The sequence below is a fragment of the Citrobacter sp. XT1-2-2 genome (genome assembly GCF_023516235.1).
In the GTDB taxonomy this organism is placed as follows: domain Bacteria; phylum Pseudomonadota; class Gammaproteobacteria; order Enterobacterales; family Enterobacteriaceae; genus Citrobacter; species Citrobacter werkmanii.
In genome coordinates this window covers 1,282,131-1,293,705 of the sequence record NZ_CP097324.1, presented here as the reverse complement: position 1 = coordinate 1,293,705, position 11,575 = coordinate 1,282,131, and the positions used below count along the sequence as shown (strand labels likewise).

At 51.6% G+C, this 11,575-nt stretch carries 4 protein-coding genes, 1 tRNA gene and 3 rRNA genes; 2 read left to right on the top strand and 6 right to left on the bottom strand.

All coding sequences use genetic code 11. The features are described 5' to 3' along the window. The first annotated feature begins 7 nt into the window (after nucleotides 1–7). Together pssA and M4I31_RS06185 are read left to right on the top strand one after the other, a co-directional pair. Nucleotides 8–1,363 carry a CDP-diacylglycerol--serine O-phosphatidyltransferase gene (pssA, locus tag M4I31_RS06190; RefSeq protein ID WP_038642732.1) on the top strand — a complete coding sequence of 452 codons (1,356 nt, stop codon included), beginning with the start codon at nucleotides 8–10 and terminating at the stop codon, nucleotides 1,361–1,363. A gap of 31 nt (nucleotides 1,364–1,394) precedes the next feature. Continuing rightward, nucleotides 1,395–1,730 (top strand): YfiM family lipoprotein, encoded by a 336-nt coding sequence (locus tag M4I31_RS06185; protein ID WP_201746028.1) that lies wholly within the window; start codon nucleotides 1,395–1,397, stop codon nucleotides 1,728–1,730. Here the strand turns inward: M4I31_RS06185 and M4I31_RS06180 are convergent. The 6 genes from M4I31_RS06180 to clpB form a co-directional block, all read right to left on the bottom strand. Continuing rightward, nucleotides 1,727–3,025 carry an MFS transporter gene (locus M4I31_RS06180; RefSeq protein WP_061382224.1) on the bottom strand — a complete coding sequence of 433 codons (1,299 nt, stop codon included), beginning with the start codon at nucleotides 3,023–3,025 and terminating at the stop codon, nucleotides 1,727–1,729. The two genes, M4I31_RS06185 and M4I31_RS06180, sit on opposite strands and share 4 nt — an antisense overlap. Before the next feature lie 414 nt (nucleotides 3,026–3,439). After that, nucleotides 3,440–3,555: ribosomal RNA gene (gene rrf / locus M4I31_RS06175) — 5S ribosomal RNA — on the bottom strand. A 98-nt stretch (nucleotides 3,556–3,653) separates the two neighbouring features. Further along, nucleotides 3,654–6,558: ribosomal RNA gene (locus M4I31_RS06170) — 23S ribosomal RNA — on the bottom strand. A gap of 210 nt (nucleotides 6,559–6,768) precedes the next feature. After that, nucleotides 6,769–6,844, bottom strand: a tRNA-Glu gene (locus M4I31_RS06165). Nucleotides 6,845–6,929: 85 nt separating this feature from the next. Continuing rightward, nucleotides 6,930–8,469 (bottom strand): 16S ribosomal RNA (locus M4I31_RS06160). The 16S, 23S and 5S rRNA genes sit together here with 1 tRNA gene alongside, the layout of an rRNA operon. Before the next feature lie 416 nt (nucleotides 8,470–8,885). Then, entirely contained in the window at nucleotides 8,886–11,459 is a 2,574-nt protein-coding gene (gene clpB, locus M4I31_RS06155; RefSeq protein ID WP_085048920.1) for an ATP-dependent chaperone ClpB, read from the bottom strand. Nucleotides 11,460–11,575: the final 116 nt, after the last annotated feature.

Genomic DNA, 11,575 nt, shown 5'->3' with positions numbered 1-11,575 from the left:
CACTGTGATGTTGTCAAAATTTAAGCGTAATAAACATCAACAACACCTTGCCCAACTACCCAAGATTTCTCAGTCAGTTGATGATGTAGATTTCTTTTATGCTCCCGCTAATTTCAGGGAGACTCTGCTGGAAAAAATCGCCAGCGCGACGCGACGGATCTGCATTATTGCGCTGTACCTGGAACAGGATGACGGTGGCAAAGGCATACTCGACGCGCTCTATGCGGCAAAACGGCAGCGTCCTGAACTGGATGTCCGGGTGCTTGTCGACTGGCACCGAGCCCAGCGCGGGCGCATTGGTGCTGCGGCATCTAATACCAATGCTGACTGGTATTGCCGCATGGCGCAAGAAAACCCCGGTATCGATATTCCTGTCTATGGCGTGCCGATTAACACGCGCGAAGCCCTTGGCGTTCTGCATTTCAAAGGCTTTATCATCGATGACAGCGTCCTGTATAGCGGCGCCAGCCTGAACGATGTTTATCTGCATCAGCATGATAAATATCGCTACGACCGTTATCAGCTGATTCGCAACGCGCAAATGGCCGATATCATGTTCAATTGGGTGGCGCAAAACCTGATGAATGGTCGCGGCGTTAATCGTCTTGATGATATCAATCGCCCTAAAAGCCCGGAAATTAAAAACGACATCCGCTTGTACCGTCAGGAACTGCGCGATGCGTCATTCCATTTTCAGGGAGATGCGGATAATGAACAGCTTTCTGTTACGCCTCTGGTTGGACTCGGAAAATCCAGTCTGTTAAATAAGACTATTTTCCACCTCATGCCCTGCGCAGAGCACAAACTCACAATTTGTACCCCTTATTTCAATCTGCCCGCCATACTGGTGCGCAATATCATTCAGCTGCTGCGTGAAGGGAAAAAGGTCGAAATCATTGTCGGTGATAAAACCGCCAACGACTTTTATATCCCGGAAGATGAGCCTTTTAAAATCATCGGCGCGCTGCCCTATCTGTATGAAATTAACCTGCGCCGTTTCCTGAGCAGACTGCAATATTATGTGAATACCGACCAGTTAGTCGTGCGCTTATGGAAAGATGATGACAACACTTATCATCTGAAAGGTATGTGGGTTGATGATAAATGGATGCTGCTCACCGGCAACAACCTTAATCCTCGAGCCTGGCGTCTGGATCTGGAAAATGCCATCCTTATCCACGATCCTAAGCAAGAGCTGGCGCCCCAGCGCGATAAAGAGCTGGAGCTTATCCGCACGCATACCACCGTGGTTAAGCACTACCGCGACCTGCAAAGCATTGCTGACTATCCAGTCAAAGTGCGTAAGCTGATCCGTCGACTACGCCGTATTCGTATCGACAGATTAATTAGCCGTATTCTGTAACCAAAACCCCGTCACTGACGGGGTTTTTCATATGGAGGCAACGGTGCGCCTGTTTATTCTTACCAGTATCCTGGCTATTTCTGGCTGCAGCCACATGGCAAACGACCGCTGGAGCGGACAAGACAAAGCTCAACATTTTATTGCCTCCGCCATGCTTGCCGCAGCCGGTAACGAATATGCCCAGCATCAGGGTAACAACCGAGATCGCAGTGCGGCTATTGGTTTGATGTTCTCAGTCAGCCTGGGCGCATCGAAAGAGCTGTGGGACAGCCGCCCCGCTGGGAGCGGCTGGAGCTGGAAGGACTTTGCCTGGGATGTTGCGGGCGCCTCAACCGGCTATGCAGTCTGGCAACTGGCGCATCATTAGAGGCGCAGCCCTTTCCCCTTCCCATGCAGCATCAGCGATACTAAAAATGCGACAACTGCCAGCGCGGTAACGTACCAGAAGAATGTGGTTTCCATACCGATGGATTTCAGCGATAAGGCAACATATTCGGCTGAACCACCAAACAGAGCATTCGCCACCGCATAAGATAACCCAACCCCCAGTGCGCGCACCTGCGCCGGAAACATCTCAGCCTTCAGAATGCCGCTGATGGACGTATAGAAACTCACGATCAACAAGGCGCACATTACCAGAGCAAACGCCATATACGGAGACGTCACGTTTTGCAATGCAGTCAAAATGGGAACGGTGAAAATCGCAGCTAATGCGCCAAAGCATAGCATGGAAGTACGTCGGCCAATTTTATCTGACAAAGCGCCAAACAATGGTTGCACCAGCATGAACACACACAGTGCCGCCGTCATAATCCCGCTGGCTACGTTGGCATGCATACCTGCGGTATTAACCAGGTACTTCTGCATATAGGTTGTGAAGGTGTAAAAACACAGCGAGCCAGCAGCAGTAAAGCCAAGCACCATGATGAAGGCTTTGCGATTACGCCACAGACCTTTCAGAGAGCCCGCTTCTTTCAGCGCGCGAACGTCCTGTTTCGAGGTTTCATCCAACTGGCGACGCAGCCATAGCGCGACAATAGCTAACACGGCTCCCAGCGCAAATGGAATACGCCACCCCCACTCTCTGAGCGCTGAATCTTCTAAGGTTTGCTGTAAAATGACCACAACCAGTAATGCCAATAGCTGCCCGCCAATTAACGTTACGTACTGGAATGAAGCATAAAAACCTTTCTTACCTTCAATGGCCACTTCACTCATGTAGGTAGCGCTGGTCCCGTATTCGCCCCCGACAGACAGTCCCTGAAATAGTCTGGCCAGTAGCAATAGCGCAGGAGCCCAGGTACCGATGGTTTCATACCCCGGAAGACAAGCGATCACCAGCGATCCCATACACATCATACAAACTGACAGCAGCATGGATTTTTTGCGCCCGTGCTTATCAGCGATGCGACCAAACAACCAGCCGCCAATTGGTCGCATCAGAAAGCCTGCGGCAAAAACGCCGGCAGTCTGTAAGAGTTGCGTAGTGGTGTTTCCTGATGGAAAAAAGATATGAGCAAAATAGAGAGAGCAGAAAGAATAGATATAGAAATCAAACCATTCGACCAGATTCCCTGATGATGCTCCGACAATCGCCCAAATACGACGGCGGGTATCGCCGTCTGTCAGCGTCCCGTTCTCAGTTACACTGCTATCAGCCATTAGAATTATACCCCTGCCAAGGATCGCGTGAATTTATCAATGCTAGTTGTGTCTTTTTTGGTAAACCAAATGTTATATAATTGTTATAATTAATTATGCGATATAAGTCACGGTTTTAATTAGCACAGAAAGGATTCAGATATGTTCGAGGGGATAGAGTTGGAGGTCGCATAAGGCGACAGGTTTCATTTCGTACAGACGCAAAAAAGCCCATCCGGCAGGACGGGCTTTTGCACTTGTTTGATGCCTGGCAGTTTATGGCGGGCGTCCTGCCCGCCACCCTCCGGGCCGTTGCTGCGCAACGTTCAAATCCGCTCCCGGCGGATTTGTCCTCCTCAGGAGAGCACTCACCGACAGACCACAGATAAAACAAAAGGCCCGGTCTTTCGACCGGGCCTTTTGTTTTTATTTGATGCCTGGCAGTTCCCTACTCTCGCATGGGGAGACCCCACACTACCATCGGCGCTACGGCGTTTCACTTCTGAGTTCGGCATGGGGTCAGGTGGGACCACCGCGCTACAGCCGCCAGGCAAATTCTGTTTATTAACCCGCTTTTCGCCGGTTAATCTTATCTGTATCAGGCTGAAAATCTGTCTTCTCAAATCCGCCAAAACACCTTCGGCGTTGTAAGGTTAAGCCTCACGGTTCATTAGTATCGGTTAGCTCAATGTATCGCTACACTTACACACCCGACCTATCAACGTCGTCGTCTTCAACGTTCCTTCAGGAGACTCAAAGTCTCAGGGAGAACTCATCTCGGGGCAAGTTTCGTGCTTAGATGCTTTCAGCACTTATCTCTTCCGCATTTAGCTACCGGGCAGTGCCATTGGCATGACAACCCGAACACCAGTGATGCGTCCACTCCGGTCCTCTCGTACTAGGAGCAGCCCCCCTCAATTCTCCAGCGCCCACGGCAGATAGGGACCGAACTGTCTCACGACGTTCTAAACCCAGCTCGCGTACCACTTTAAATGGCGAACAGCCATACCCTTGGGACCTACTTCAGCCCCAGGATGTGATGAGCCGACATCGAGGTGCCAAACACCGCCGTCGATATGAACTCTTGGGCGGTATCAGCCTGTTATCCCCGGAGTACCTTTTATCCGTTGAGCGATGGCCCTTCCATTCAGAACCACCGGATCACTAAGACCTGCTTTCGCACCTGCTCGAGCCGTCACTCTCGCAGTCAAGCTAGCTTATGCCTTTGCACTAACCTCCTGATGTCCGACCAGGATTAGCTAACCTTCGTGCTCCTCCGTTACTCTTTGGGAGGAGACCGCCCCAGTCAAACTACCCACCAGACACTGTCCGCAACCCGGATTACGGGCCCACGTTAGAACACCAGCCATTAAAGGGTGGTATTTCAAGGATGGCTCCATGCAGACTGGCGTCCACACTTCAAAGCCTCCCACCTATCCTACACATCAAGGACCAGTGTTCAGTGTCAAGCTATAGTAAAGGTTCACGGGGTCTTTCCGTCTTGCCGCGGGTACACTGCATCTTCACAGCGAGTTCAATTTCACTGAGTCTCGGGTGGAGACAGCCTGGCCATCATTACGCCATTCGTGCAGGTCGGAACTTACCCGACAAGGAATTTCGCTACCTTAGGACCGTTATAGTTACGGCCGCCGTTTACCGGGGCTTCGATCAAGAGCTTCTCCTTACGGATAACCCCATCAATTAACCTTCCGGCACCGGGCAGGCGTCACACCGTATACGTCCACTTTCGTGTTTGCACAGTGCTGTGTTTTTAATAAACAGTTGCAGCCAGCTGGTATCTTCGACTGATTTCAGCTCCATGAGTAAATCACTTCACCTACATATCAGCGTGCCTTCTCCCGAAGTTACGGCACCATTTTGCCTAGTTCCTTCACCCGAGTTCTCTCAAGCGCCTTGGTATTCTCTACCTGACCACCTGTGTCGGTTTGGGGTACGATTTCGTGTTACCTGATGCTTAGAGGCTTTTCCTGGAAGCAGGGCATTTGTCACTTCAGCACCGTAGTGCCTCGTCATCACACCTCAGCGTTAAAAGGTACCGGATTTACCTGGAACCTCCGCCTACATGCTTAAACCGGGACAACCGTCGCCCGGCCGACATAGCCTTCTCCGTCCCCCCTTCGCAGTAACACCAAGTACAGGAATATTAACCTGTTTCCCATCGACTACGCCTTTCGGCCTCGCCTTAGGGGTCGACTCACCCTGCCCCGATTAACGTTGGACAGGAACCCTTGGTCTTCCGGCGTGCGGGTTTTTCACCCGCATTATCGTTACTTATGTCAGCATTCGCACTTCTGATACCTCCAGCAGCCCTCACAGGCCACCTTCAACGGCTTACAGAACGCTCCCCTACCCAACAACACATAGTGTCGCTGCCGCAGCTTCGGTGCATGGTTTAGCCCCGTTACATCTTCCGCGCAGGCCGACTCGACCAGTGAGCTATTACGCTTTCTTTAAATGATGGCTGCTTCTAAGCCAACATCCTGGCTGTCTGTGCCTTCCCACATCGTTTCCCACTTAACCATGACTTTGGGACCTTAGCTGGCGGTCTGGGTTGTTTCCCTCTTCACGACGGACGTTAGCACCCGCCGTGTGTCTCCCGTGATAACATTCTTCGGTATTCGCAGTTTGCATCGGGTTGGTAAGTCGGGATGACCCCCTAGCCGAAACAGTGCTCTACCCCCGAAGATGAATTCACGAGGCGCTACCTAAATAGCTTTCGGGGAGAACCAGCTATCTCCCGGTTTGATTGGCCTTTCACCCCCAGCCACAAGTCATCCGCTAATTTTTCAACATTAGTCGGTTCGGTCCTCCAGTTAGTGTTACCCAACCTTCAACCTGCCCATGGCTAGATCACCGGGTTTCGGGTCTATACCCTGCAACTTAACGCCCAGTTAAGACTCGGTTTCCCTTCGGCTCCCCTATACGGTTAACCTTGCTACAGAATATAAGTCGCTGACCCATTATACAAAAGGTACGCAGTCACACCCGAAGGTGCTCCCACTGCTTGTACGTACACGGTTTCAGGTTCTTTTTCACTCCCCTCGCCGGGGTTCTTTTCGCCTTTCCCTCACGGTACTGGTTCACTATCGGTCAGTCAGGAGTATTTAGCCTTGGAGGATGGTCCCCCCATATTCAGACAGGATACCACGTGTCCCGCCCTACTCTTCGAGTTCACAACATGTGCATTTTTGTGTACGGGACTATCACCCTGTACCGTCGGACTTTCCAGACCGTTCCACTAACACACATGCTGATTCAGACTCTGGGCTGCTCCCCGTTCGCTCGCCGCTACTGGGGGAATCTCGGTTGATTTCTTTTCCTCGGGGTACTTAGATGTTTCAGTTCCCCCGGTTCGCTTCGTTAACCTATGTATTCAGTTAACGATAGTGTGACGAATCACACTGGGTTTCCCCATTCGGAAATCGCCGGTTATAACGGTTCATATCACCTTACCGGCGCTTATCGCAGATTAGCACGTCCTTCATCGCCTCTGACTGCCAGGGCATCCACCGTGTACGCTTAGTCGCTTAACCTCACAACCCGAAGATGTTTCACTTCTGATTGCGAAAATTTGAGAGACTCGAACACACCGCTTTTCATTTCCTGTTTACGGAGAAATGAAACAGTGTGTCGTTTCAATTTTCAGCTTGATCCAGATTTTTAAAGAGCAAATATCTCAAACATCACCCGAAGATGAGTTTTGAGATATCAGGGCACGCGTCTTTCACTCACGAACCAGCAAGTGGCGTCCCCTAGGGGATTCGAACCCCTGTTACCGCCGTGAAAGGGCGGTGTCCTGGGCCTCTAGACGAAGGGGACACTGAAGTCTCAATCGCAAGACGCCTTGCTATTCACTTTTCATCAGACAATCTGTGTGAGCACTGCAAAGGTCGGTTCTTTAAGGTAAGGAGGTGATCCAACCGCAGGTTCCCCTACGGTTACCTTGTTACGACTTCACCCCAGTCATGAATCACAAAGTGGTAAGCGCCCTCCCGAAGGTTAAGCTACCTACTTCTTTTGCAACCCACTCCCATGGTGTGACGGGCGGTGTGTACAAGGCCCGGGAACGTATTCACCGTGGCATTCTGATCCACGATTACTAGCGATTCCGACTTCATGGAGTCGAGTTGCAGACTCCAATCCGGACTACGACATACTTTATGAGGTCCGCTTGCTCTCGCGAGGTCGCTTCTCTTTGTATATGCCATTGTAGCACGTGTGTAGCCCTACTCGTAAGGGCCATGATGACTTGACGTCATCCCCACCTTCCTCCAGTTTATCACTGGCAGTCTCCTTTGAGTTCCCGGCCGGACCGCTGGCAACAAAGGATAAGGGTTGCGCTCGTTGCGGGACTTAACCCAACATTTCACAACACGAGCTGACGACAGCCATGCAGCACCTGTCTCAGAGTTCCCGAAGGCACCAAAGCATCTCTGCTAAGTTCTCTGGATGTCAAGAGTAGGTAAGGTTCTTCGCGTTGCATCGAATTAAACCACATGCTCCACCGCTTGTGCGGGCCCCCGTCAATTCATTTGAGTTTTAACCTTGCGGCCGTACTCCCCAGGCGGTCGACTTAACGCGTTAGCTCCGGAAGCCACGCCTCAAGGGCACAACCTCCAAGTCGACATCGTTTACGGCGTGGACTACCAGGGTATCTAATCCTGTTTGCTCCCCACGCTTTCGCACCTGAGCGTCAGTCTTTGTCCAGGGGGCCGCCTTCGCCACCGGTATTCCTCCAGATCTCTACGCATTTCACCGCTACACCTGGAATTCTACCCCCCTCTACAAGACTCTAGCCTGCCAGTTTCGGATGCAGTTCCCAGGTTGAGCCCGGGGATTTCACATCCGACTTGACAGACCGCCTGCGTGCGCTTTACGCCCAGTAATTCCGATTAACGCTTGCACCCTCCGTATTACCGCGGCTGCTGGCACGGAGTTAGCCGGTGCTTCTTCTGCGAGTAACGTCAATCACTAAGGTTATTAACCTTAATGCCTTCCTCCTCGCTGAAAGTACTTTACAACCCGAAGGCCTTCTTCATACACGCGGCATGGCTGCATCAGGCTTGCGCCCATTGTGCAATATTCCCCACTGCTGCCTCCCGTAGGAGTCTGGACCGTGTCTCAGTTCCAGTGTGGCTGGTCATCCTCTCAGACCAGCTAGGGATCGTCGCCTAGGTGAGCCGTTACCCCACCTACAAGCTAATCCCATCTGGGCACATCCGATGGCAAGAGGCCCGAAGGTCCCCCTCTTTGGTCTTGCGACATTATGCGGTATTAGCTACCGTTTCCAGTAGTTATCCCCCTCCATCGGGCAGTTTCCCAGACATTACTCACCCGTCCGCCACTCGTCACCCGAGAGCAAGCTCTCTGTGCTACCGTTCGACTTGCATGTGTTAGGCCTGCCGCCAGCGTTCAATCTGAGCCATGATCAAACTCTTCAATTTAAGTTTGATGCTCGTGAATTAAACTTCGTAATGAATTACGTGTTCACTCAGAGACTTGGTATTCATTTTTCGTCTTGCGACGTTAAGAATCCGTATCCTCGAGTGCCCACACAGATTGTCTGATAAATTGTTAAAGAGCAGTGCCGCTTCGCTTTTTCTCAGCGGCGCGGGGTGTGCATATTACGCTATCCCGCTTCAGAGTCAAGCGTTTATTTACGCTTTTCTCCGCTGACCCGGCGGCGTGTAATCCGTTGTTCCGTGTCAGTGGAGGCGCATTATAGGGAGTTATTTCAGGCTGACAAGTTAAAAATACAAAAAACTTATCAAACGATTACTTTTCACTCAACTCTTCTATTTTTGCCTGGTTTTTAAACAAAAACGAGCCCCGCAGGGCTCGTTTATTATCGTTTTGTGACTTACTGCACTGCCACGATACGGTCGTCGTTCACTTCCAGGCGAATGGCTTTGCCAGGAATCAGCTCCCCAGACAAAATTTGCTGCGCCAGCGGGTTTTCGATCTGTTGCTGGATAGCGCGTTTCAATGGACGCGCGCCATATACCGGATCGTAACCATTCGCGCTCAGCAGTTTGAGCGCTTCGTCTGAGATATGGATTTCATAGCCACGCTCTTCCAGACGTTTATACAGACGCTGCAGTTGGATCTGAGCAATAGAAGCAATGTGCTGCTCACCCAACGGATGGAATACCACAACCTCATCTATACGGTTGATAAATTCCGGACGGAAGTTATGGCTCACAACGCCCAGCACCATATCCTTCATGTGGCTGTAATCGAGCTCGCCAAAACGTTCCTGGATCAGATCCGACCCCAGGTTCGAAGTCATGATGACCACCGTATTACGGAAGTCGACCGTTCTCCCCTGCCCATCGGTCAGACGACCATCGTCAAGCACCTGCAGCAGAATGTTGAACACATCCGGATGCGCTTTCTCCACTTCATCCAGCAGGATGACGGAGTAAGGACGACGGCGCACTGCTTCAGTGAGATAACCCCCCTCTTCGTAGCCGACATATCCCGGAGGCGCACCGACCAGACGAGACACCGAGTGTTTCTCCATAAACTCGGACATATCGATACGTACCATTGCATCGTCACTGTCGAACATAAAGTTTGCCAGCGCTTTACACAGTTCGGTTTTACCGACACCGGTCGGCCCAAGGAACAGGAATGAACCAATCGGACGGTTCGGGTCAGACAGCCCAGCACGGCTACGGCGAATCGCGTTAGATACCGCTTCAACCGCTTCGTTCTGGCCAATCACACGGCTGTGCAACTCCTGCTCCATACGCAACAGTTTTTCCCGTTCGCCTTCCAGCATGCGGGCAACCGGGATCCCCGTCCAACGCGCCAGCACTTCAGCAATTTCTGCATCGGTCACTTTGTTACGCAACAGACGCATAGTTTTACCTTCCGACTGGGTAGCGGCTTCCAGCTGTTTTTCCAGCTCCGGGATTTTACCGTACTGCAGCTCGGACATCCGCGCCAGGTCGCCCACACGACGCGCCTGCTCGATGGCGATCTTCGCCTGCTCCAGCTCAGCCTTAATCGTCTGAGTACCGGAGAGCGAGGCTTTTTCCGCTTTCCACTCTTCTTCTAACTCAGAATACTGGCGCTCTTTGTCGTCCAGTTCTTCGTTGAGCATATCAAGACGTTTTTTACTCGCCTCATCAGACTCTTTCATTAATGCCTGCTGTTCCAGTTTGAGCTGGATAATACGGCGGTCGAGTCTGTCCAGTTCTTCCGGCTTGGAGTCAATCTGCATACGAATGCTGGATGCCGCTTCATCGATCAGGTCGATGGCTTTATCCGGCAACTGACGGTCGGCAATATAGCGGTGAGACAGCGTCGCTGCCGCAACAATCGCCGGGTCAGTGATCTGCACATGGTGGTGCAGCTCATAACGTTCTTTCAGACCACGCAAAATGGCGATGGTGTCTTCTACTGAAGGTTCGGCCACAAACACTTTCTGGAAACGGCGTTCCAGCGCCGCATCTTTTTCGATGTACTGACGATATTCATCGAGCGTGGTTGCGCCTACGCAGTGCAGTTCCCCACGCGCCAGCGCCGGTTTTAGCATGTTCCCGGCGTCCATGGCGCCATCGGCTTTACCCGCGCCAACCATGGTATGCAGCTCATCAATAAACAGAATGACGTTGCCTTCTTGTTTAGAGAGATCGTTCAGCACACCTTTTAAACGTTCTTCAAACTCGCCACGATATTTTGCCCCGGCCACCAGCGCGCCCATATCCAGCGCCAGTACGCGGCGGCCTTTTAAGCCTTCCGGCACTTCGCCATTGATAATACGCTGCGCCAGTCCTTCAACGATGGCGGTTTTACCGACGCCAGGTTCACCAATCAACACCGGGTTATTTTTAGTACGACGTTGCAGCACCTGAATGGTGCGGCGAATTTCTTCATCACGACCGATAACCGGATCGAGCTTGCCCTGTTCGGCGCGTTCGGTCAGATCGACGGTATATTTTTTCAAGGCCTGACGTTGGTCTTCAGCTCCCTGATCATTCACGCTTTCACCTCCACGCATTTGTTCAATTGCCTGAGTGATATTGGCGGTCGTCGCCCCTGCTGATTTTAATAAATCGTTCAGCGTACCGCGTGACTCAAGCGCCGCCAGAACGAACAGTTCTGACGAAATAAAGTTGTCCCCTCGTTTTTGCGCCAGCTTGTCGCAAAGATTCAGTACACGCACTAGATCCTGAGAAGGCTGCACATCACCGCCGGTACCTTCTACCTGCGGCAAGCGGCTCAACGCCTGGTCAATGGCTGTACGTAACTGGCCGGCATTAATGCCAGCAGAGGTTAATAAAGGACGTACCGATCCCCCTTCCTGATTCAGCAAGGCGCTCATTAGATGAAGTGGTTCGATGAATTGATTGTCGTGCCCCAATGCGAGTGACTGGGCATCGGCAAGAGCAAGCTGGAATTTATTAGTAAGACGATCCAGACGCATAACTCCTCCCATAACAGGTCAAAATTGCTACTGGAGATTAAATGAGGTCATCCCTCAATTATTCAAGGTGAATGACCTGAATTATGTGAAAAGAAAATTACACGTACCGGATCGTC

What these genes read in the sequence shown, in the direction of transcription:
- pssA (WP_038642732.1), top strand. Translation starts at nt 8, where the DNA reads ATGTTGTCAAAATTTAAGCGTAATAAACATCAACAACACCTTGCCCAA.
- M4I31_RS06185 (WP_201746028.1), top strand. Translation starts at nt 1,395, where the DNA reads ATGGAGGCAACGGTGCGCCTGTTTATTCTTACCAGTATCCTGGCTATT.
- M4I31_RS06180 (WP_061382224.1), bottom strand. Translation starts at nt 3,025, where the DNA reads ATGGCTGATAGCAGTGTAACTGAGAACGGGACGCTGACAGACGGCGAT.
- clpB (WP_085048920.1), bottom strand. Translation starts at nt 11,459, where the DNA reads ATGCGTCTGGATCGTCTTACTAATAAATTCCAGCTTGCTCTTGCCGAT.